At 43.9% G+C, this 21,833-nt stretch carries 19 protein-coding genes and 3 pseudogenes; 14 read left to right on the forward strand and 8 right to left on the reverse strand.

Features of this window, described 5'->3' with window-relative positions:
- Window positions 1–453: 453 nt before the first annotated feature.
- The 3 pseudogenes from ASG81_RS05345 to ASG81_RS32505 all read left to right on the forward strand — a co-directional run.
- Window positions 454–918: pseudogene (locus tag ASG81_RS05345) on the forward strand (reverse transcriptase domain-containing protein); the annotation flags it as partial.
- 1 nt (window position 919) lies between these two features.
- Window positions 920–1,850 (forward strand): annotated as a pseudogene (locus tag ASG81_RS05350) (reverse transcriptase domain-containing protein); the annotation flags it as partial.
- A gap of 184 nt (window positions 1,851–2,034) precedes the next feature.
- Window positions 2,035–2,217 (forward strand): annotated as a pseudogene (locus ASG81_RS32505) (group II intron reverse transcriptase/maturase); the annotation flags it as partial.
- A 72-nt stretch (window positions 2,218–2,289) separates the two neighbouring features.
- Here ASG81_RS32505 and ASG81_RS05355 read toward each other — a convergent pair.
- The 4 genes from ASG81_RS05355 to ASG81_RS05375 form a co-directional block, all read right to left on the reverse strand.
- Entirely contained in the window at window positions 2,290–2,673 is a 384-nt protein-coding gene (locus ASG81_RS05355) for a hypothetical protein (RefSeq protein ID WP_056630109.1), read from the reverse strand.
- Between the two features lie 20 nt (window positions 2,674–2,693).
- On the reverse strand, window positions 2,694–4,085 hold the full coding sequence (locus tag ASG81_RS05360) for a hypothetical protein (RefSeq protein ID WP_056630113.1): 1,392 nt from the start codon (window positions 4,083–4,085) through the stop codon (window positions 2,694–2,696).
- A 464-nt stretch (window positions 4,086–4,549) separates the two neighbouring features.
- Window positions 4,550–5,065 (reverse strand): hypothetical protein, encoded by a 516-nt coding sequence (locus ASG81_RS05370; RefSeq protein WP_235548739.1) that lies wholly within the window; start codon window positions 5,063–5,065, stop codon window positions 4,550–4,552.
- Window positions 5,066–5,151: 86 nt separating this feature from the next.
- Complete coding sequence (locus tag ASG81_RS05375; RefSeq protein ID WP_056630123.1) at window positions 5,152–6,723, reverse strand: DNRLRE domain-containing protein; 1,572 nt, start codon at window positions 6,721–6,723, stop codon at window positions 5,152–5,154.
- A gap of 217 nt (window positions 6,724–6,940) precedes the next feature.
- Between ASG81_RS05375 and ASG81_RS05380 the strand changes: the two genes are divergently transcribed.
- Entirely contained in the window at window positions 6,941–7,177 is a 237-nt protein-coding gene (locus tag ASG81_RS05380; protein ID WP_235548740.1) for a hypothetical protein, read from the forward strand.
- A 106-nt stretch (window positions 7,178–7,283) separates the two neighbouring features.
- On the opposite strand, the gene ASG81_RS05385 is transcribed toward ASG81_RS05380, so the two are convergent.
- Entirely contained in the window at window positions 7,284–8,048 is a 765-nt protein-coding gene (locus ASG81_RS05385) for a DeoR/GlpR family DNA-binding transcription regulator (protein WP_056630128.1), read from the reverse strand.
- 174 nt (window positions 8,049–8,222) lie between these two features.
- Here ASG81_RS05385 and ASG81_RS05390 point away from each other — a divergent pair, with 174 nt between their 5' ends.
- The 5 genes from ASG81_RS05390 (at window position 8,223) to ASG81_RS05410 (ending at window position 13,977) form a co-directional block, all read left to right on the forward strand.
- Entirely contained in the window at window positions 8,223–9,266 is a 1,044-nt protein-coding gene (locus ASG81_RS05390; RefSeq protein WP_056630132.1) for an oxidoreductase, read from the forward strand.
- 268 nt (window positions 9,267–9,534) lie between these two features.
- A complete protein-coding gene (locus ASG81_RS05395; protein ID WP_056630135.1) occupies window positions 9,535–10,578 on the forward strand; it encodes a multicopper oxidase domain-containing protein in 1,044 nt (347 codons plus the stop codon).
- 17 nt (window positions 10,579–10,595) lie between these two features.
- Window positions 10,596–11,795 (forward strand): ZIP family metal transporter, encoded by a 1,200-nt coding sequence (locus ASG81_RS05400; protein ID WP_235548741.1) that lies wholly within the window; start codon window positions 10,596–10,598, stop codon window positions 11,793–11,795.
- Window positions 11,796–11,828: 33 nt separating this feature from the next.
- Window positions 11,829–12,014: a twin-arginine translocase TatA/TatE family subunit gene (locus tag ASG81_RS05405; protein ID WP_056630138.1), complete on the forward strand. Its 186-nt coding sequence runs from the start codon at window positions 11,829–11,831 to the stop codon at window positions 12,012–12,014.
- A 202-nt stretch (window positions 12,015–12,216) separates the two neighbouring features.
- On the forward strand, window positions 12,217–13,977 hold the full coding sequence (locus tag ASG81_RS05410) for an ABC transporter ATP-binding protein (protein WP_056630140.1): 1,761 nt from the start codon (window positions 12,217–12,219) through the stop codon (window positions 13,975–13,977).
- A 68-nt stretch (window positions 13,978–14,045) separates the two neighbouring features.
- Here the strand turns inward: ASG81_RS05410 and ASG81_RS05415 are convergent, their stop codons facing one another.
- The 3 genes from ASG81_RS05415 to ASG81_RS05425 all read right to left on the reverse strand — a co-directional run bounded on the left by ASG81_RS05415 (window position 14,046) and on the right by ASG81_RS05425 (window position 16,704).
- Window positions 14,046–14,513 (reverse strand): MogA/MoaB family molybdenum cofactor biosynthesis protein, encoded by a 468-nt coding sequence (locus ASG81_RS05415; RefSeq protein ID WP_056630143.1) that lies wholly within the window; start codon window positions 14,511–14,513, stop codon window positions 14,046–14,048.
- Window positions 14,514–14,597: 84 nt separating this feature from the next.
- A complete protein-coding gene (locus ASG81_RS05420) occupies window positions 14,598–15,605 on the reverse strand; it encodes a CobW family GTP-binding protein (protein ID WP_056630146.1) in 1,008 nt (335 codons plus the stop codon).
- 76 nt (window positions 15,606–15,681) lie between these two features.
- Window positions 15,682–16,704: a CobW family GTP-binding protein gene (locus ASG81_RS05425; RefSeq protein ID WP_056630150.1), complete on the reverse strand. Its 1,023-nt coding sequence runs from the start codon at window positions 16,702–16,704 to the stop codon at window positions 15,682–15,684.
- Window positions 16,705–16,927: 223 nt separating this feature from the next.
- Here ASG81_RS05425 and nikA point away from each other — a divergent pair, with 223 nt between their 5' ends.
- From nikA to ASG81_RS05450, 5 genes are read left to right on the forward strand one after another with little or no spacing between them, the layout of a single operon-like run.
- Window positions 16,928–18,457, forward strand: a complete 1,530-nt coding sequence (gene nikA / locus ASG81_RS05430) for a nickel ABC transporter substrate-binding protein (RefSeq protein WP_056630153.1) — start codon at window positions 16,928–16,930, stop codon at window positions 18,455–18,457.
- Window positions 18,458–19,411 carry a nickel ABC transporter permease gene (gene nikB / locus ASG81_RS05435; RefSeq protein WP_056630156.1) on the forward strand — a complete coding sequence of 318 codons (954 nt, stop codon included), beginning with the start codon at window positions 18,458–18,460 and terminating at the stop codon, window positions 19,409–19,411.
- A 50-nt stretch (window positions 19,412–19,461) separates the two neighbouring features.
- The gene (nikC, locus tag ASG81_RS05440; protein WP_235548747.1) at window positions 19,462–20,250 is read left to right on the forward strand and encodes a nickel transporter permease; all 789 of its coding nucleotides are present in this window, start codon (window positions 19,462–19,464) and stop codon (window positions 20,248–20,250) included.
- On the forward strand, window positions 20,247–21,047 hold the full coding sequence (locus tag ASG81_RS05445; protein WP_056630162.1) for an ABC transporter ATP-binding protein: 801 nt from the start codon (window positions 20,247–20,249) through the stop codon (window positions 21,045–21,047). Before nikC ends, ASG81_RS05445 begins: the two co-directional genes overlap by 4 nt.
- Window positions 21,044–21,808 carry an ABC transporter ATP-binding protein gene (locus ASG81_RS05450; protein WP_056630165.1) on the forward strand — a complete coding sequence of 255 codons (765 nt, stop codon included), beginning with the start codon at window positions 21,044–21,046 and terminating at the stop codon, window positions 21,806–21,808. The genes ASG81_RS05445 and ASG81_RS05450 overlap by 4 nt, the downstream gene beginning before the upstream one ends.
- Window positions 21,809–21,833 lie beyond the last annotated feature (25 nt).

Below are 21,833 nucleotides of genomic sequence, written 5' to 3' on the forward strand. Positions count from 1 at the left end.
GCGGCAAATCTCCGGTCTGAGGAACACGAACTTCATATAAGGCTAACGTACGTTGGATGAGACTGCGCAACAAGTCAAAGTCCTTACTGCCGAAGGCGTGCGGGAGTAAATGGAGCAGATAGATGGAGAGGAAGATAGCGTTCTTACCTGGGGAGATCTGTATGGAACGCGAAGTCATCTTCGTAACCCTGCCCGAGAGGACAGGCTGAGCGTACASAAGTCAGCAGAAGCYATAGTACGCGGGGCTGTTGCAACAGCTTGCGGAAGGGCTGAACATGAAATAAGCATTTGTACATCAAGGCGTTCAGGATGAGTGATGATGAGTGATGAAAGCAGAAAATCCGAAAGGACCTGACTGAAGAAGGAAGCGGTGAATTCCGTGTGGGGCTTCGGCAGGGCAGAGCTTATCTCTGGCACAAGAGGAAAGTACAAATCACGTAAGGAGTTGTAGAAATGTTGGAGCAGTTGCTGTCACGGGAAAACCTTCTTGAAGCCTTAAAGCGTGTGGAAGCGAATAAAGGAAGCCACGGCGTAGATGGGATGTCCGTAAAATCCTTACGCGAACACATCGTACAAAACTGGCCGACGATACGCAAGGAGATAGAAGAAGGAACCTACCAGCCTAGCCCCGTAAGACGGGTCGAAATCCCGAAACCGAATGGCGGAGGCATTAGGATGCTAGGTATACCTACCGTGACAGATCGCATGCTTCAGCAAGCAATCGCACAGGTGTTAAACCCATTGTTTGATCCACAGTTTTCCGAACATAGCTATGGCTTCCGCCCTAAAAGGCGCGGACATGATGCTGTGAGGAAAGCAAGAGCATTCATGAAAGAAGGATACCGATTCGTGGTCGATCTGGACTTGGAGAAATTCTTTGACCACGTCAATCATGACGTCTCATGTTGAAGGTTTCGGNTAAAAGGCGCGGACATGATGCTGTGAGGAAAGCAAGAGCATTCATGAAAGAAGGATACCGATTCGTGGTCGATCTGGACTTGGAGAAATTCTTTGACCACGTCAATCATGACCGTCTCATGTTGAAGGTTTCGGAGAAAGTGAAGGACAAGAAAGTTCTCCTACTTATCCGCAAATACCTGCAATCGGGCGTYATGGAGAATGGATTGGTTAAGCCGACGATGGAAGGAGCGCCGCAAGGTGGTCCACTCAGTCCGCTATTATCCAACATCGTTCTAGACGAATTAGACAAAGAATTAGAGGAGCGTGGACACCGCTTCGTCCGCTATGCGGACGATTGTAACATCTACGTGAAAACCCAAAGAGCAGGCGAGCGAGTCAAGGCATCGGTTACCAGATTCATCGAGACCAGGCTGAAATTAAAGGTAAACCAAGCCAAAAGCGCGGTAGATCGTCCATGGAAACGGAAGTTTCTTGGGTTTAGTTTTAGCTTGAACAAAGAGCCTAAGGTAAGGATTGCAAAGCAATCCTTACAGAAAGCAGAGTCGAGGATTCGGGAGATAACCTCCCGAAGAAGATCGATGAAGATGGAAGAGCGGATAAAGGAACTGAACCAATTCCTAATGGGATGGAGCGGTTACTTCTCGCTTGCGGATACGCCAAGTGTCTTTCTGAATATGGATAAATGGATCCGAAGAAGGCTAAGAATGTGTCTTTGGAAGCAATGGAAGAAACCGAAAACCAAAGTAAAAAGGCTTATATCCTTAGGCATGCCCAAGGAAAAAGCCTTTGAATGGGGAAATACCCGAAAAGGGTACTGGCGAATTGCAGGAAGTCCGATTTTGAACCGAACATTGGATAATCGCTATTGGGAATCTAATGGATTGAGGAGCTTAGCGGACAGATACAACGAATTACGGAATATTTCGTGAACCGCCGTATACCGAACGGTATGTACGGTGGTGTGAGAGGTCGGGGGCTAGCCGCCCCCTCCTACTCGATTTGGAAAACGTGCTGCCAGCTCATTGATCCACAAGCGAACCGAAGGGCTAAGAGCTGCTGAATCNTATTTAACACTGACTCACCCGTATATTTTTGTGGTCCTGTCATCGCCTTTTTAGGCTTATATCCTTAGGCATGCCCAAGGAAAAAGCCTTTGAATGGGGAAATACCCGAAAAGGGTACTGGCGAATTGCAGGAAGTCCGATTTTGAACCGAACATTGGATAATCGCTATTGGGAATCTAATGGATTGAGGAGCTTAGCGGACAGATACAACGAATTACGGAATATTTCGTGAACCGCCGTATACCGAACGGTATGTACGGTGGTGTGAGAGGTCGGGGGCTAGCCGCCCCCTCCTACTCGATTGTCACCAATTAAAAACCCCTGGTTTACCGTCTAAAGCATCGGGAACATAGATTGAGACACGGTATAACCGATTCTTTTTTGGATTAAAGCTTGTACCGTCTTGTTTGGTAAACTCCGTTAAATTCAGACTGGTACCGCCCCTAGGAATGTCGGATTCGTAGAAGTAACGATTATTTATGGTGATTTTTGCGTTATTCCACACATAGCTATTTCCGTTATCGATCATGATATGCTCGGGAGTCGCTGAAAGGGCGACGATTAAATCTACTTTGTCAGACTCATTCGCAGTGCCGCAGGCACTTATACTCAACATCAGTAAAGATGTTAGGAGACATTGCTGTAGGATGTGTGCTATATCTTTTTTTGGATTGTTATGTCTAAACACAATGGACCTCCCCGTATCTGTCATTCCTCATAAGATAAGCTTAAATCAAACAGCAGATTAGGCGCTTTGGGATGACTGCGATGAACTTCCACAGCAATGGTGTTGGTTCCTTTCACCAGCTTATTGATATGGTTTTTTAATGAAAAGATGTTGTAAAAGTTGTATTCGCTAGGCAGTGACAGCGACCTATAATCGACTAAGCCTTCTCTTATGCTGTCGCGATAAATTTCTGACCCATTCAAATAGGCTACAAATCCATCTTCGTATGATATGTGCAAGAGCAGATTGCTTAATTTACCGGGATCATCATCGATTACAAATGTTTTACGAAAATAGTAGACGGGTGATTCGCCATTTACAGGCAGCGTTTTTTGGATTTTTCGTTGATCCGCTTTGTCTTGCGTATGGCCCAAAGGGGCTCGTCCAACTTCCCATGAAGAGTCGTCGTATTGCGGGCTGCGCCAGTCATCTGCCGGCAGGGTAAATGGTTTTTGAATGGGATTTTCCCCTGTTATATCAAGCTCTAGCGGTACAGCTGCCTTGATATCCTTACTCCCGGGGTGATAATGCCATAACGATTGTATACTAATATAAGCACGCTCATTTACGCTGTCTGCGAACCTGATACTCGCAACATCCTGCTTTAATTGATCTAATTCATTCCCTTTCTGATCCTGCACTTTTACTGTTAATTGAGTGTCTATTCCTTCAATGATAAGCATATGGGACTGAGAAAATTGATGATATACGTCCCAAAGCCCCCATTCCGGATAGGCAGTTGAACGATATTCTGCACTTTCTTGCGTAAGGACAGCATGTGGGACATAAACGTTATCCTGAATGAGCACAAGATTTACGCCAAGCTTGCGAACGGTTTCCCAGAAAGCCGGAAACCCGGGATCCTGATTTAAAAGAACGAAATGATGGACTTGCTTATTCTCGCTGACGGTCTTCTGCAACCAATCCAATTGGGCGTTGTTCCCCTCTGTTATGCCAGCTGCATCTAAGAACAGTAATCGGGCATTTCCATAATCCATGTAATAGACCGACCTTCCATAAGAAGGCAATAAGTTATTGGGGAGATAGGAATAATTTTGTTCGAAGTTTTCCGGGTTCGCTGATGACGATGAATCAAATACAGGAAGGAAAGAGTGAAGCGGTAATTTATCGTTTTTTTCAAACAAATGGTCTGCCGCTGCAAATAACGAAACGCCCTTGGATTGATTTATCCAGCCGCGAAGATCAAGCTGATTTTTTTGTTCGCCAAAATAACCGAATCGGAAGGATACGGGAGCGTTATTAGCTTGCAGATAGCCATGGAGAGGGAAATTTGTTGTAAACAAGGAGCCGAATAAAATGAAAATCAGTAAAGAGATCAGGTAAAAAAGTTTATATTTATAGAAATGAGACATATGTATAAACCCCTATCTTTTAATAAGAAGTGGTAGGATTCCAACCGAAAAGCGCGTGAATCACAGGAGGCCAGATGAAAACCGTGATGATTATCATACCGGCAACAAAGGCATAAATCGAATGCCTTAATGAAAATTCCCGGTTTTTTAGCAGGAAAAAAAGCAATAACCAGCTCACTAACCAAACGATAAGTCCGATCGTTTCTTTCCCTGCATAGGGACCGATTTTTTCCCATCCCGGTATCCAAACGCTCATTTTTAACAGAAATAAATTAGCGCGTTCGGGTTTAGCTACACTCCATAGATGACTGCAAACCAAGCTTGCTAATCCGAGCCATACGGAAAGCAAAGTGGCCGCAATTTCTCCGGAATTCCGATTTCCGGAACTTCGATTAAAGGATTCTGTCATTTCTTCACTCCTCAAGAGTTTAGCTTTAGCAAAACTGGCATCATAAGCATAGTCTTTAGACTATTTTTAATTTAGTGATACCGAGTCCAAACACGAAACCAATCAACAGAAAAAACCACATTAAAGTTACAAGCAAAGCGATGACAGATGAAACCCCTTTAACGGCTTCGATATCGCGTTTAAACCTCCACAGTAAAAAGCTTGCAGCCACGCCTAAAGGCAAAGGGAACAAAGAGGCAAATTCCTTAAATTCCATCATCACTAAATGACCTAGCGGAGCATTATATAAAAACCATTGCTGTGCGCCATCGGGAGCCCGATAGCCTATGTAAAGCCAGTTTCCAATAATAATTGTCACGAGAATTAGAATATTCGTTATCCATAGCGGGAGTTCAAGCTTCTTCACAGATCCTTCTTTAGCGCGCAGGAAAGGATACAACGCATGCAGGACATAACAGCTTAAAATAACGGTTAAGGTTGCCCCTAATCCGTGCAGGATACTATCAAGCTTGTGGGTGCTTAGACCGAATAAGTTAAAAACGGGAATAAGAAGAAAGAAGAAGGCGGCCATAATGCCTTGAGTGACCGCCAAATCCCGAGAGTTAAATATAGGCTTCATCTATGAAATCATCTACCTTTTTATTATGAATGTACTCTTTACTCGTACGTTACGGTTAACTTTGGACGACTGCTCGCCGTAGAGTATTCACTGGATCTGATATCGAGTCCATCTGCATTGCTGCTGTCCGTAATGATCATTCCATAATTAGTTGAAGGGTTGTTTATCCAAGATTGTACGAGAGCCTTGCCGCTCGTATTTAAGTTGATCGTATAGGTTCCTATACTGCTAGCTGTCATCGTCCCGAGTACGGTTGTCCCTCTATCCGTTGATCCGCTGGCTCCGGCCGTTGTCCAATTCGAGCCGCTGGCAAATTGGTTCCATGTAGCTCCGCCTTCCGTCCAGTTTCGTTTCATTTCATAAAGCTCATAGGTATTCGCACTTGCGTCGAATACACTCAGGGCGATGCTTGCCGAGGTCACTGTTTTTCCAGTTGGAATACTCGAAGTGTCCCATTTCATAATCGATGCTAAATCCTTCGTGCTGCCGCTAGGATCATCGCCATCTACAAGAAGTGTTGCTGAAATACCGTAGTTTGCTGTTGCACTGTTTTGCGAAATGTAAGTATCTAAGTTTCCAGCGTAGCCAGTTGAAGGATACACGCCATTTTGGAACGACGTTGTAGTCGACGGAGGAGGAGTGGAACCGTCGCGCGTTACCGAGAAAGAATCAATCTGGTTATTGTTAATATCGAATGTGGTAAAGGTAGCTGTCGCGTCCGCGATATCCACAACCGTATATTGATAGCTGGCTGCAGGCCCAACCACGACATTTGTTGAATTGGTATTTGTAGAAGAAAGGGGGGCGCCGCCTCCGCCAATCGTCAATTGATAGATCGTATTGCCGAACGTATATCCGTTCCCGTTAAACGTACTGTAAATTTTTCGGCGATTGTAATTGTGCTCATGCCCAACTAGAACGGCTGTAACATTGTTTGCGTCCAGAATATCCCAAACAGCATCGCGCTGAGCAGCGTTAGCGTCAAGCGAAGCGCCGTAATGAGCTCCGATTGGATAAGCCGGAACGTGAAATTGTACGATATTATGTGTTTTTCCACCGCTTTGAATGGTATTCTGCAACCAAGCGCGTTGGTTAGAATCAATAATATATTTGCCGTTTGCATCTTTGCGATTGGAGTTCAATGTAATAATCCGCGTATTTCCGTAATCAAAATAATAAGCTGATCTTTGGTATCCGGACAATTGTCCTGTAGGCAAATGTGTAAATGCATTGCTGAATATGGTTTCATCATTTTCGTGATTTCCCAAAGTCGGATAAATCGCAGTCATCGGATAATAATCATCCATAATATTTTTCCATGCAGTCAGCTGATTGCCGACATCTGCGCCTCCTGTCACCTGATCCCCTGTAAATAACACAAAGCTTGGCTGAACGGCTAAGCCTTTTACTTTTGTCATTAAACTGCGAAGGGTTGTTTCATTAACCCCATTTGTCGATCCGCGGCTATCCCCCAAAACGACAAATCGGAATGATGTTGTTACGGCATCGACCTTGTTATTATGATTCACTGCAAATACGGCGAACAGTGTAAACATCATGGCAGCGATGAGCAAGTAGGCCAGCCATTTTTTTTGTGAAATGATAATCATTACTTACCCCTCCAACTATTTTATTTTTGGTTAAATGTGTCCTGACATGTAACCAAATATTACTATAAAATAGTTTTGTGCTCTGAAAGTTATGAAAATGCTAAGTTTATATGGTGATATTATATTGGTTTTGTGAAAATTATTTTTGTATAAATTCTTCCTTGTTCATGCAAATTAAACCTTATGGATGATGAGAACTTTAGGAGGCGAAATTAGCGTGGAAGACGACCGGAAAGACAGGGTAAACGAGGATAATGATGGAGTTCTCATGGAGGAGTTGGAGGTTGATTCCGATGTTAATGAGGATCGTAACCGGGAACAGCAATTGGACGATTCATTTCAGGACTGGTACCGTAATATTGGGTATTGGGTACAGCAAAAAGATGATATAACTCAGGTGCCGAAGGCGAACGTTTTCGATGCCTTTCCCGATTTAGATGACGAATACGTGTAAGATAAAGCGGAAAAGTTTTTTTGTGTTAGGGGATCGAGTGATGAAACTCGATCCCGCTTTTTATTATGTAAGCCTGTCCGCCGGATGTATGCTTCCACGTGCACCCCTAGTTAAGCCCGGGGACGATCATAAGTTCAACTTGTTTATCCGTTAAAATTTCTATCATTTTACGATCGGGTTCCTGATCCGTAACAATGACATTAATTTTTCCGAAATCGCAAATTCGGTGGAAAAGATGTTTTTCGAATTTTGATGAATCAGCCAATACGATAACTTGATCAGCTCTTTCAATCATCTTTAATTTCAAATAAGCCTCGTCAACAGAAGGGGCCGATAACCCGTCGGATGAAATGCCGCATGCGCCAAGAAACAATTTATCTACTTTGAAGTCTGCTAACATTTCTAATGTACGGGGTCCGGAGACATTCCGGTGCCAGGCATTTAATTCGCCGCCCAGCAGCTGTGTCTTTATATCCGGGTTTTCACACAAAACGCTGGCTATATCAATGGAATTGGTTACAACGACGTTGTTTTTCGTACATAAGTATTCAGCGGTAAATTGTACGGTTGTCGAGGTATCCATTAATAGATAGTCTCCATCTTTAATAAGAGAAGCCGCGAATTGACCAATAGCGCGTTTGTTTCCCGAATCTTGAAACCGTTCCCTGTAGCTCCTTATATTTTTCGTAAGAGTGGGCAGCATGGCTCCGCCCCGAATACGAATAATAGCTCCGTCTTCTTCTAATTTGACTAAGTCGCGTCTTGCAGTATCGCGGGAAACGCCATACAGCTCACAAATATCCTCAAGCTGAATTTTTTGTTTTTCTTTCAAATATTGAATGATCGATTGTGTTCTTTCATCTTGATTCATCACTAGACCTCTTCCAAAAAAGGATTTCACTTATAAGTATAAGTTTCTTGTCAAAATGTTTCAACATTACTTAAAATTATAAGCAAAAAACTTAAATATCTTGCTTTATTTAGTTTTTTGACTTATTATGAGGTCGTATTTAATCATTTTTTGCAGATGAAGGGGATGGATTATTTGAGAAAAGTAAAGGTCGGCATCATTGGTTACGGTTTTTCCGGGAAAACTTTTCATGCGCCTATTATCCAAACGGTTGAAGGATTAGAAATTTCAAAAATCGTTTCTTCAAATGCTCTGAAAGTAAAGGAAGATTATCCTGACGTCCAGGTTGTTCCCGATGTTGAACAGCTGTTTACGGATCCTGCTATAGACCTAATTGTCATCACTACGCCAAACACTACGCATTATCCATTTGTCAAACAAGCCTTATTATCGGGAAAACATGTTGTGGTCGAGAAACCGTTCGTTATCCATTCTAAAGAAGCGCAAGAGCTGATCGAAATAGCTGCCGCGCAAAATAAAATAATAAGCGTTTATCAAAACAGAAGATGGGACAATGATTTCCTTACCGTTAAGGAATGCTTGGAGTCGGGCGTTATGGGTGAAATCTATTCGTATGAAGCGCATTATGACCGGTTTCGTCCTGAAGTAACCAGCCGGTGGAGAGAGCAAAATATGGAAGGCTCGGGTATGCTTTATGACCTTGGCTCGCATTTGATCGATCAAGCTCTTCATTTATTTGGGCTTCCCGAAACGGTGTTTGGCGATGTGATGGCCCAAAGAAACGATTCGGTCACCGATGATTATTTTCATATTATTTTAGGATATGGAAGATTAAGAGTTATTTTGCATTCCGGTTCGATCGTGAAGAGCGCCGGTCCTAAATTTCAAATACACGGGGATAAGGGCAGTTTTATTAAATATGGCTTGGATTCGCAAGAGAATTCATTAAAGCAAGGGAAAGTGCCTGGCGACGCTCTTTGGGGCAAGGACCTTGAAAAAAACTATGGAGAATTAACGGTAAATGTAGGTGATATGCAGCTGAAAGGAAAGCTTGAAACAAAAGCAGGCGCATACGAATCTTTCTATAATGGTATTTACGATTCCATTGCTGAAAGCAAACCAGCTCCTGTAAACGCAGCCGATGCCATGAATACGATAAAGGTTATCGAGTTGGTTAAAAAGAGCAGTCAGGAAAAAAGAGTCGTTTCATTCGAATAATGGTATAGTGCATACACAAATTACAGCCGTATAACGGAGAAATTGTCTCAAAAAAGCTTCCTGCACCGGAAGTTTTTTTTTATGCCCGCAAGTTTATTAAAAAGCAAAAAAAAGTAGATTTATAATAGGCATGAGCAGCATATACTTTAATAAGAGGAAAGTTTCCGCAGGGAAACATTTTGTTCTCCGGTAAAATAATATTTTTTTATTAATTTTGTTGCATTGATGCAACACAATTTTCTTATCTAAACTTGGAGGTGAATGTATAATGTCACTTGGTCAAAAAAATAATTTATCAAGAAGAAGTGTATTGAAAATCGGAGCAGCAGGAATTTTGGGTGTATTAGGCAGCAGCTTTTTGAATACGAGTGCATTATTCGGCAAAACGGCGAACGCCATGGGGAAGGAAGAAACGAATCATGCCCTTCATAATCAGATGAAGCATGGCATGGCGCATGGCTACGACCCAGGCACCGATTCCACTCCGGGTTTGGAAGCAGCGGTCAAGGCATTAACTTCATTTGATTATGGTGTAATCAGCAAGTCTCCAGACGGAAAAACAATAAGAGAGTACAGCATTATCGCATCGGAGACAGAGGTGGAAATTGCCAAGGGAATGAAGTTCCCGGGATGGACGTATAACGGCACCATTCCAGGGCCGACTATTCGCTGTACAGAAGGAGACATCATACGAATAAAATTTGGAAATGCTTCGTCACACCCGCATTCCATTCATATGCACGGCATCCATCCTACGAATATGGACGGTTTGGAGCCGATTGCCCCGGGTGAGGAATTTGTTTACGAATTTGAAGCGAAGCCTGCCGGCTTGCAAATTTACCACTGCCATGTACCGCCGTTAGCGAGACATATTCATAAAGGGCTTTACGGCAATTTCATTATTGACCCTAAGAAACCGCGGAAACCGGCAAAAGAGCTCACGATGGTCATGAACGGCTTCGATTTGGACTTGGATGGCGAGAACGAGGTATACACCGTAAACGGCTACGCATTTGCTTATCAGTCCAGACCGATAAAAGTGAAAACGGGAGAGCTGGTACGTATTTATTTAAGCAATTTGACGGAGTTCGACCCGATTAACTCGTTTCATTTGCATGCCAATTTCTTCGACTATTATCCGATAGGGGCAGACCCGGATGCGCGTTCGCTATATACGGATGTCATCATGCAGTGCCAAGGTGAAAGAGGTATTATTGAGGTCACGTTTCCTTCGTCCGGAAAATATATGTTCCATGCGCATCAGAGCGAGTTTGCGGAGCTTGGATGGATGGGATTCTTTGAAGCCGAATAAAAAAGGAGGAGTATCATGTGCAGACTGAATTGATGAACAAAAAGTCAAACCATCTATCCGTTTGGCTGCTGGGAATATTGCCGTTGCTCCTGCTCGCAGGCATGATCTATTTTATCGGCAAATGGGGTACAGGAGTTGAAGAGCAGCAAGCCGCGCCAATTGAAGTATTAAATATTGAAAGAATCACTTTAACGGACAACGGGTTCGAGCTTCGTGTGCTAAATTCAGGGCCTGAGGAGCTGACGGTTGCACAGGTTACGGTAGATGACGCTTTCTGGAACGTGACCTATTCACCTAGCCCAACGATTAAACGCTTTGAAAGGGCTACCGTATCTATCCCGTATCCGTGGGTAGAAGGAGATCCGCATGAGATCAAGCTGATTACGGAAAATGGATTGATTTTTAGCGGCGAAGTAGCAGCTGCGATGAAAACTCCGGAAGCGGATACGAATCGTTTCCTGCAGTATTCTTTAATTGGTTTTTATGTAGGCGTTGTTCCTGTTGGACTTGGCTTGCTATGGTTTCCGTTCATGCGCCGATTCTCTTCAAGAGGAATTCAAGGCGTATTGGCATTTACGGTCGGTCTGCTCTTTTTCCTTACAGTCGATACGGTTCAAGAAGGTTTGGAGCTTGGTGCTGAGGCGCCCGGCATCTTCCAAGGTACAGGACTCGTGTGGTTCGGAGCGCTGCTTAGCTTTTTATTTTTGATTGCAGTAGATCAAGCTGGCTCGAAAAAATCAAAGCTTAACAGTGACAGCGGCAAAAGGGTAGCCTATAAAATGGCCGGGGGAATCGGGCTGCATAATCTTGGCGAAGGACTTGCAATAGGAGCCGCCTTTGCAACCGGCGAGGCAGCGCTTGGAACGTTTCTCATTATCGGCTTTACGCTCCACAATATTACGGAGGGTGTAGGTATCGCCGCACCGCTGCTGAAAACAAAACCATCGCTTAAAACATTTTTGGCATTAGCTGTTATGGGCGGAGGACCGGCCATCCTAGGAACCTGGATCGGTGGATTTGTGTTTAACCAGACATTGGCGGCATTGTTCTTTGGCATAGGCGCCGGCGCAATTGCCCAAGTTATTTATGTCATTTTCAAAATGATCTTAAGAGACGCCAAAGCAGAGGGTACGCCTTCCCTATCATGGATTAATTATGGCAGTATAGCGCTCGGTATCTTGGTCATGTATGTAACCGCACTTTTGGTTAACTTCTGATTTCACACTTTACACAAGAACGGAGTGATTCCTATGCCAATGAACATAGGCGTAGCAGGTATTGTGCTGCTTGTAATACTAGGCTTGCTGCTATTTGGACCATCCAAGCTGCCTCAATTGGGGAGAGCGATTGGAACGACTTTGTCGGAATTTAAAAGAGGGGCCAAAGGAATGATCGACGAAGAGGAGAAGCCGAAGAATACAAAGGAAGAGGCTTGAACAACGAAAAGCAGTCCAAAACCAGAAAGTGTGGTTTTGGACTGCTCATTTTTTTAGACGACAATTTGTTTTTTTACCTTCTAATTCGTAGAGTTGTATTTTAATAGTTAGCAAATACATGTATAATACATCGATTGATCCTTTATGGTACCGGCAGGGCCGGGAAATAAAATCGAGTATCAAGTTATAAAAGGAGTAATCTATGTCGAGCTTCAAAACCTATTTTACATTTGTAAAACCTTATTGGAAGTTAGTAATCGTTACGCTATTGATTGGGATGGTTAAATTCGGGATTCCGTTGACACTGCCACTCCTTATAAAATATGTTGTTGACGATTTATTGCTAAGCTCACTTCCTGCAGATGTGAAAATCGAAAAATTAAGTTATGTAATGCTGGGCGCCATTGCGCTGTTTGTTGTGGTTAGGGCGCCCATAGAGTACCTCAGACAATACTTTGCTCAATTAATAACGAGCCGAATTCTATACGACCTTCGCAATCGTCTCTTTGTACACATTCAAAAGCTGTCCTTAAGGTATTATCAAAATCATAAAACCGGTGAAATCATATCCCGGATGATTAATGACGCTGAACAAACAAAGAGCATCGTGGAAACCGGCATGATGAATGTATGGCTGGATCTATTCACGCTGTCCATCGCTTTGGGATTCATGTTTCATATGGATTTTGAATTAACATTAGTCTCCATAGCGGTATTGCCCTTTTATGCTTTGTCCGTAAAAAAGCTGTATAAAAGGTTAAAGGCATATACGAAGTCAAGGTCACAAGCGCTGGCAAATATGCAAAGCTATCTTTTTGAGCGGGTCAACGGCATGCCGGTCATCAAGAGCTTCACGCTGGAGGGCGTCGAAAAAGAAAATTTTGACGGGAAAAACCGGCACTTTCTGCAACGAGCTTTAGCTTTGACCAAATGGAATGCATTGACAAACGCCATTATCAATACATTAACGGACCTTGCTCCTTTATTGGTTTTGTTTTATGGAGGCTATCAGGTTATTCAAGGAAATATTACGTTAGGCGCCTTTATCGCATTTTTTGCATACCTGGATCGGCTATATAGTCCGCTTCGCCGCTTAGTTAATTCTTCGACGGAATTGACTCAGGCAAGCGCCTCGCTGGAACGTGTGGTTGAACTCATGAATGAACCTTACGATATTGTGGATTCACCGCAAGCGAAACCGATAACGGATGTAAAAGGAAAAATTGATTTTAACGATGTCAGTTTCCGGTATGAATCATCTGCCGGCTGGATTTTAAACAATCTTGGGCTAAGCATTCGTCCAGGAGAGACGATCGCTTTCGTAGGGATGAGCGGGGGAGGCAAATCATCGTTAATCAGTTTAATTCCCCGGTTTTACGATATCCAGCAAGGAAGCATACGGTTGGATGATACGGATATCAAGGATATAACCATAAAAAGCTTGCGAAGCCAGATTGGAATGGTGTTGCAGGATAATATCTTATTTAGCGGCAGCGTCCGCGAGAATATACTTTTTGGAAATCCTGATGCTGCAGAAGAACAAATCATTCAAGCGGCTCAAGCCGCGAATGCGCATGATTTTATTTTGAATCTGCCAAACGGCTATGACACGGAAATCGGAGAACGGGGTGTAAAGCTGTCAGGGGGACAAAAGCAGAGGATTGCTATTGCCAGGGTGTTTCTAAAAAATCCGCGGATTTTAGTCCTTGATGAAGCAACCTCCGCCCTTGATTTGGAGTCTGAGCATTTAATTCAAGAATCTCTTGAAAGATTGGCTAAAGACAGAACGACTTTGATTGTCGCACACCGCCTGTCAACGATTACTCATGCGGATCAAATTGTACTCATTGAGAATGGGGAAATTAAAGAGAAAGGGTCTCATGAAGAACTGATGAGGAAAGATGGGGGATACGCCCGTTTGTTTAATGTACAGAACCTAAAAGAAGTCGACCCCGTAAGTTAATACTTCTATAAACGTGAAGGAAGAGCTCATCGCTCTTCCTTTTTATATAGTGCAGGGTTAGGAGCAGGTTACGCTAAATCCTTGCAGATCTCTCGCATCACATGCCTGAGCTCTGGAATAATAATGTGGTTAACGGCAAGCTTCACAGCTCCGCTTGAGCCCGGCATTGAGAATACTGCCGTATCTTCATATACACCGGCGATAGCCCGGCTGAGAATAGCAGCCGTTCCGATATCCTCTGCGAAGCTTAAGTAGCGGAACAGCTCGCCGAACCCGTGCATCTCCTTAGTTAACAGGTCTCTTACTGCTTCGTACGTCGTGTCCCGCTTGGCGATCCCTGTCCCGCCGTTCAGGAGAATGGCTTCTACTGAAGGGTTAGCCGCACCGCTGCGGATGGCGGACTGAATTTCCTCATATTCATCCTTCACAATTGCATATTTCATTACCCTGTAACCGGATGCCTCGAGAAGCTCCCGCAGCAGAGTTCCGCTCTTGTCCGTTTCTTCCGTTCTTGTATCAGACACGGTAATAATCATACAGTTGACGGAGGAAGGCGCCTCCTTGCGGTGCTGTTCAACAGATGCTGACACTGTGATCCCGCCCTCTCTTTGTGAAAAGCCTTACGAAATGGCTACACAGTTTGTAAATTGTTCGTTAAACCATTCCGTGTCCAGATTTCTGCCGATAATAACGAACTCGCTGACCCGCTGTTCATCCGCTCTCCAGTCGCGGTCAGGGTAGGAGCTGAACAACATATGGATGCCTTGGAACACAACGCGCTGCTTGACCCCTTTAATATGAAGCACACCCTTGTAACGGAACGTATCAGTGCCATGATCCGTCAACCACTCCTGTAGGAACCGTTCCAATTTCGCCAGATCAAGCGGCTGTTCCTCACGGAAGAACAGGGAGTAGACATCATCATCGTGATCATGGTGCTCTTCCTCAAGGAAGCCGGGATCAAGCTCAAGCTTCTTCTCCAGGTCGAATGCTCCGATACCCAGAATATGATTAATATCGACTTGAGATTGCCGGGTATGGTATAGCTTGGCAGCAGGGTTCATGGATATTAGTCGATGCTCAAGTTTCTTAAGTTCGTTTTCCGTGACAAGATCCGTCTTATTTAACAGCAGCACATCAGCGAAAGCGACTTGCTCTTGCGCTTCATGACCATCATCTAAATGCTGGTCAGCATGCTTCGCATCAACGACAGTTACAATGGCATCCAACTTGTAGAACTTTGCCATTTCCTCATCCACGAAGAAGGTTTGAGCTACCGGAGCAGGGTCGGCCAAACCAGTTGTCTCAATAAGCACACGGTCGAAGTTAGCTTTACGCGAATCACCAGCACCTCTCTTGGCATTCATCAGCTCACCGAGAATTCGGATAAGATCTCCCCGGACCGTACAGCAAATACAACCATTGTTCATTTCGAAAATCTCTTCATCCGCTCCTACGACGAGTTGATTATCGATTCCAACTTCTCCAAATTCATTCACAATTACCGCGATCTTCTGACCGTGATCGGCCGTAAGGACGTGATTCAACAGGGTGGTTTTGCCTGCTCCAAGGAATCCGGTCAAAACGGTGACTGGTATACGCGGATCGGCTGCTACAGCTTGCGACATAAGCGACACTCCTTTTATGTAGGATTTTAATCGTAAATATTACTATTAATGAGTATAAAAGGTTCAGTAATATTTGTCAAAGAGGACGAATCCCGTCTATTTGCAGCAAACGATTCCATTCCGTTTCCAGCTGATGTTCATTAAGGTTTATGCCTATGAAGACGATGTAGGATTCGCCGCTATAGCCGGACTCCGTCCAAGTTATCCGTTTGCCTGCGTATTGCATCAGCATGACAGGCTCATCTGCTTTAAGGCGAATATAGCCTTTAGCCCGGAGCAGCTGTTCCTTGAATTTAAGAAGAAATTTTTCAATTTGCCTGCGGCTTGGCTGTGTTGTGGGTACGATCGGCAGCGTTATGGTCTGAACTCGGGAGAAAGACATCGTTTTTTCGGGCTTGATCTGATCTTTAGCTCCATGATGTCCGACGGGAACTGCCTTTAGCATCCGGAACGACCGGGCAACGGGGATCACTTGCTGTTCCTGCTTCTTAACGGATGCAAGGAGCAAATCCAGATCGACCTGGCTATGAGTGGCAGGAATGACAACAGCCGTATCATTCTGTTTGCGAATCGCCTTGTCAATCTTGCTCAGCTTAGATGCTGTTACAAGATCCGTCTTGTTTACGATAATGAGGTCGGCCGTTTCCATCTGCCGCCGTAAGGTTCTAAGCAGCGATAGATCAGATTCAAAAATACTGTTGTAGGCGAGTACATGCTCGGCATCGATCAAGGTTACGATCTGTTTGAGCAGAACGAGACCGAGCAATTGCGGCTCCGTAAGCGCATCAGCTATTTCTTCGGGATTAGCTACTCCTGTCAGCTCGATAAAGATGACGTCCGGCATCTGCTTGGACAAGGTTTGGATGCTGCTTGCCAACTCACTGCGTCTGCTGCAGCAGACGCAGCCATCCAACAGTTTCTCGATCACTGTATCCGAGTGTCCATTCAGAATATATCCGTCAACATCCATGCTGCCTAATTCATTCATAATTACGCCGGGATGCAAACCCCGGTTTTTCGCTTCGTCCAGTAACCGAAGGAGCAGTGTTGTTTTGCCGCTGCCTAGAAATCCGCTTAGTACAATAACTGGTATTCTCATACGCTAATTCTCCTTTTATCTTCGTTTAGTTGTATGTATTCATGGGGCGGATGAAAGAGTCCTTCATTCGTTAAAAGAAATGATTACGATTTAATACATTCATCATACTATATAATTCAGCATTTTTATTAATCGTAATTATAACTGTTTACGATCACGAAGTGATGTGATAACCTTAATCGTAATGTATACGAATTGCGTGCGAAAAAATGGAGGTAAAACGATGTTTAAGGGATACAAGTTATTATCAGTTTTCATTTTATCCGTTTTTATTTTGGCAGCTTGTTCTTCTGAGCCTACTGAAAAACAAGTTGAGGGAAGTAAAGAGGTAAACCTGCTCTTTAATTTTGCGACTAGCTCGCTTGATCCTAATGTGGATACAAGTTATGTCTCCGTTCGTGCAGGAATAACGGAAACTTTGGTACATCTCAATGATACGGACTTGACCATTGAGCCTTGGCTTGCAGAAAGCTGGGATAGTCAAGATGGCCAATTGTGGACAATTGAGCTAAGAAAAGACGTGACCTTTCAGAACGGCAAACCTATGGATGGAGCAGCTGTTAAAGCCTCTCTCGAGCGGGCAATGAAAGATAGCCTTGCGATAAAAAATGCCTTGCGTATTGTATCAATAGAAGCTAATGCCAATACGCTGACGATTAAAACAGAAGTTCCATTTCCCGAATTCCCATCTGAATTAGTACATCCAAACACTTCAATTATTGACGTAACGGAAGCAGACTTTGTTAATAAACCGATAGGAACAGGACCATTTGCTGTATCTTCTTTTACACCGGGTACGGCTGTGGATCTTGTGCGTTATGACGGTTACTGGAACGGAGCTGCAAAACTGGAATCAGCGAAATTCTCGTTTAACGAGGATGCCAATGCCCGCTCTCTTACACTTCAATCAGGAACCGCTGATATTGTCTTCCGTCCTGAAGTAGAAACACTCACTAATTTAGAAGCTTTACCGGAAGTAAAAGTTGAATCCACATCTACGTTCCGAGTGCACCAAATGACGATGAACCTGGAACGGAAATCGCTGCAAGACATCCATGTTCGTAAAGCTGTTGATGCATTAATTAATCGGCAAGCTATCGTGGACACTATTTTAAGAGGACATGCTGAAGTTGCGACTGGACCTTTCCCATCCACCTTTTCGTTTGCGCCGGACTATCCTGAAAAAGAGACCGGAATGGACGCTGCTAGAGCCTATCTTCAAGATGCCGGGTATACAGAAGTGAATGGGGTTATGCAAAAAAACGGCGAACCGCTTACATTTAAACTCCTAACTTACAGTGCGCGTGCTGATTTGCCCTTGATAGCACAAGTGTTTCAATCGGATGCAGGCCAGTTGGGAATAGATGTTCAAATAAAGCAGATCGAAATTCCGGAAGAGTATATGGCAGCCAATCGAGATTGGGACCTGACCACATACAGTAATTTAACTGCACCTCGAGGGGATGCAGGTTACTATTTGAATGCAACGTATCATCCAAAAGGCGCTTTGAATTTCAGCGGAGCGGATGATAATCATTTAACAGCTCTTATTGATGAGTTAAACGCAACCGTTGGACAAGAAAAGCGCTCGGTTAAAGCTGAACAAGTTGCCCTGTATGTCGATGAGCAAGTATATAATTCTTTTATACTGCATCCGAACACACTCGTTGCTTATAAGTCTGATAAAGTTCTGAACTGGGTGACCTCCCGAAGTGAATATTACATGTTAACGAATGAATTGGATGTGAAGTAAATGTTTCGGATTCTAAGCCGGCGGTTAATCGAGGTTGTGATCTTTCTTCTGGTTATTACGTTCATAAGCTTTCTATTTGTGCGTCTCGCTCCTGGCGATCCGGTTCTTTCCATGCTTAGAGTCGATGATGTATCGGTTACAAATGAACAAGTGGAAGCACTTCGTGAACAATTAGGATTTAATGATCCTTTGCTCGTGCAGTATGGTCGCTGGTTGGCTGACTTTGTAAGATTAGATTTTGGTAACTCATATATAACGAATCAGCCTGTGATGGAAATGATACTAAGCGGATTACCGGCAACACTCGAATTGTCTTTCGGTGCACTTATCGTCATGCTTAGCGTGGCTATTCCTCTTGGTTCACTCGCTGCTCTGTATCGGGGAAGCTGGATTGACCAGGTAAGCCGGGGAGTATCGTTACTCGGCGCCGCCATCCCGAGTTTTTGGCTGGCACTCATTTTCATTGATTTATTTGCGGTACGGTGGGGCATTCTCCCTCCGATGGGTCGGGATGGCATTATTTCTGCCGTCCTTCCATCCATTACTTTAGGACTTGCCATAACAAGCGTTTACGTTCGATTATTGCGTTCAAGTTTGCTTGACTCTCTCAGCAATGAATTTATACGGGCAGCACGGTCCAGAGGACTATCGGAAATGCGTATTTTTTTCGCCCATGCATTTCGTCATAGTCTGCCGCCTGTTATTACCGTGTTCGGTATCAGCTTAGGCAGCTTGATCGGTGGAGTTGTCGTTATTGAAGTTATTTTCGCCTATCCTGGTATCGGCAAGATGGTAGTTGACTCGATTCGATCACGGGATTACGCTGTCATCCAAGGATACATTTTTGTCATGGCGATTATCGTATTTTTCGTGAATAGCGCTGTTGATTTATCTTATCGATATTTAAACCCGGAACTGCGGATTAAGGAAAGGAAGAACAGCACATGGAGTTAGCGGTTACAAAAAAACGCAAGAACAGTCAAAAGCGCTGGAAAATTGCCCTAATGCTCTCTATGCTAACTTTGTTGCCAGCTGTGATTGCTTACACCTTCCTTGTGCTGAATCATGACCCGTCATTAGTTAAGCTTACCGAACGATTGTTGCCAATGAGCCTAGAACACCCGCTTGGAACAGATCATCTGGGGCGTGACGTATTAACACGTTTGCTATTAGGTTCACAGCTGACGGTTGGTTATGGTCTCTTAGCACTGTTAATTGCTGTTATCATTGGTGTGCCGTTCGGTTTGTTGGCTGGCTTTAAAGGTGGTATTGTTGATCGGATTTTCATGCGTATAGCAGACGTTTTTTTGTCATTTCCGGATACCATAGTGGCGATCGTGTTGAGTGGTTTACTAGGTGCCGGCATTGAAAATCTGCTTCTGGCCATTGTTCTGGTTAAATGGGTTAGTTATTCCCGGCTTGTTCGAAGTACAGTATTAACTGAACGGCAAAAAGACTATGTCACTATAGCTAAAATTAATGGTCTTAGTTCTGGGCGTATTATGATCAAACATATATTTCCGCATGTTATTGGAAACGTACTCGTGCTTGCCAGCCTCGATTTAGGGAAAATCATTCTGCTCATTTCTGCTCTTTCCTATATTGGACTCGGCGCTCAGCCTCCGGCACCTGAATGGGGGGCAATGCTCAATGACGCTCGTCCGCATTTTCAATCCAATCCGACACTCATGATTTATCCGGGACTCGCGATTGTGTTTATCGTTCTCCTGTCAAACTTAACCGGAGATTACTTCCGAGATAAATTTGACGTGAAAAAGGAGGTTGGAAATTGAACGTTTTAACCGTTAACCATTTATCCGTGACGGGTAAACAAAATAGGATCGTTAATGATATTTCGTTTAAAATTCAAGAGGGAGAATGGTTTGCGCTTGTTGGGCAAAGCGGCAGCGGAAAGAGCATGACTGCATCGGCAATCGGACAATTACTATCTCCGAACCTTCAGGCAACAGGTGAAATAAATTATGCAGGCAGCAATTTATTAGCTCTATCCCCTTCGGAGATGCGTAAAATTCGCGGTAAACATCTTTCTTATATATTTCAAGACTACCAAGGTTCGTTTACACCGTTTCTTACCATCGGGCGTCATTTTGAGGAATATCAACAGCGGCATTTAGATTTATCCAAAACCGCAAGAAAACAGCAAGCCAAGCAAGCACTTGTTTCTGTAGGCCTATCTGAAGAAATTTATACCAGATACCCGGTTCAATTAAGCGGCGGCCAGCTGCAGCGGGTATCCATCGCGATTGCTCTGCTACTAAAGCCAGATCTACTGATAGCGGACGAACCAACTACGGCATTAGACAGCGTCACTTCTTTTAAGGTTTTGGAACTATTGTCTCAGCTGCAAGCGGAAACAGGCTGTGCGATTTTGTTTATTACGCATGATTTACGTCACGTCAGAAAATATGCGGATCGCATTGCTGTAATGAAAGACGGAGTAATTATTGAAACGGGTAACAAAGATCAGATGCTGAATCATCCAAAGCATGCTTATACAGAGCTGTTGATCAAATCATCGCCATCACTTAGAACCAAGCTCTCATTATCGACTGAAGGAGTGATACGATGAGCTTATTAGAAGTAAATCATGTTTATAAGAAATACGATAATGGAGCCGCTGTGCTCCAGGATGTGAGTTTTACAATGGAGAGGGGGCAATGTGTAGGTCTTGCAGGCGAAAGCGGCTGCGGTAAAAGCACGCTTGCGCGCTGCCTTTTACACATTGAGCCAATTGATGAGGGAAGTATTCTGTTCGAGGGCATACCTCTGCATAACAAAAACGAACGGAGTTTAAAACCCTATCGAAAACATATCCAAACGGTTCTGCAAAATCCTTCTGCAGCGTTGAATCCGAAGCTTAAAATAAAAGATTCCCTAATGGATCCCTATTTGCAATTTGGCAGCCAGGCAACGATGAAACATTTTCAGTATACGAATAATAAAGACTTTGTCGCACAATTGTTAGATGCTGTAGAGCTTCCGGCAGGTCTAGCTGATCGATATCCTCATGAACTGAGCGGCGGGCAGAAGCAGCGGGTGACTATTGCTCGCGCTATTAGTATTGAACCTGATATTATTATATTGGACGAACCAACTTCAAGCCTTGACGTTCTATCTCAAGCTGCCGTTTTGCGTTTATTGGATGATTTGCGGGAGCAGTTAGGCACCTCTTATCTATTCATTTCACACGATCTCTCAGCAGTGTATACAATGAGCCAAACCGTTATGGTAATGCGCGATGGCGCTATTGTGGACCGCTTCGAGAAGGAAGAGCTCTTTTCTAAGGGACGCCATCCGTATACGCAAGAGCTTGTAGCCATGTTTGAATGATAAATGTGTATAGGGAGAGGTATCT

It is taken from the genome of Paenibacillus sp. Soil522 (genome assembly GCF_001428245.1).
Classification (GTDB): domain Bacteria; phylum Bacillota; class Bacilli; order Paenibacillales; family Paenibacillaceae; genus Pristimantibacillus.

Bases quoted from the DNA above. Each gene is read 5' to 3' on its own strand.
- ASG81_RS05360 (WP_056630113.1), bottom strand. From the start codon at position 4,085: ATGTCTCATTTCTATAAATATAAACTTTTTTACCTGATCTCTTTACTG.
- ASG81_RS05370 (WP_235548739.1), bottom strand. From the start codon at position 5,065: ATGGCCGCCTTCTTCTTTCTTCTTATTCCCGTTTTTAACTTATTCGGT.
- ASG81_RS05375 (WP_056630123.1), bottom strand. From the start codon at position 6,723: ATGATTATCATTTCACAAAAAAAATGGCTGGCCTACTTGCTCATCGCT.
- ASG81_RS05385 (WP_056630128.1), bottom strand. From the start codon at position 8,048: ATGAATCAAGATGAAAGAACACAATCGATCATTCAATATTTGAAAGAA.
- ASG81_RS05395 (WP_056630135.1), top strand. From the start codon at position 9,535: ATGTCACTTGGTCAAAAAAATAATTTATCAAGAAGAAGTGTATTGAAA.
- ASG81_RS05405 (WP_056630138.1), top strand. From the start codon at position 11,829: ATGCCAATGAACATAGGCGTAGCAGGTATTGTGCTGCTTGTAATACTA.
- ASG81_RS05410 (WP_056630140.1), top strand. From the start codon at position 12,217: ATGTCGAGCTTCAAAACCTATTTTACATTTGTAAAACCTTATTGGAAG.
- ASG81_RS05415 (WP_056630143.1), bottom strand. From the start codon at position 14,513: ATGATTATTACCGTGTCTGATACAAGAACGGAAGAAACGGACAAGAGC.
- ASG81_RS05420 (WP_056630146.1), bottom strand. From the start codon at position 15,605: ATGTCGCAAGCTGTAGCAGCCGATCCGCGTATACCAGTCACCGTTTTG.
- ASG81_RS05425 (WP_056630150.1), bottom strand. From the start codon at position 16,704: ATGAGAATACCAGTTATTGTACTAAGCGGATTTCTAGGCAGCGGCAAA.
- nikA (WP_056630153.1), top strand. From the start codon at position 16,928: ATGTTTAAGGGATACAAGTTATTATCAGTTTTCATTTTATCCGTTTTT.
- nikB (WP_056630156.1), top strand. From the start codon at position 18,458: ATGTTTCGGATTCTAAGCCGGCGGTTAATCGAGGTTGTGATCTTTCTT.
- nikC (WP_235548747.1), top strand. From the start codon at position 19,462: ATGCTCTCTATGCTAACTTTGTTGCCAGCTGTGATTGCTTACACCTTC.
- ASG81_RS05450 (WP_056630165.1), top strand. From the start codon at position 21,044: ATGAGCTTATTAGAAGTAAATCATGTTTATAAGAAATACGATAATGGA.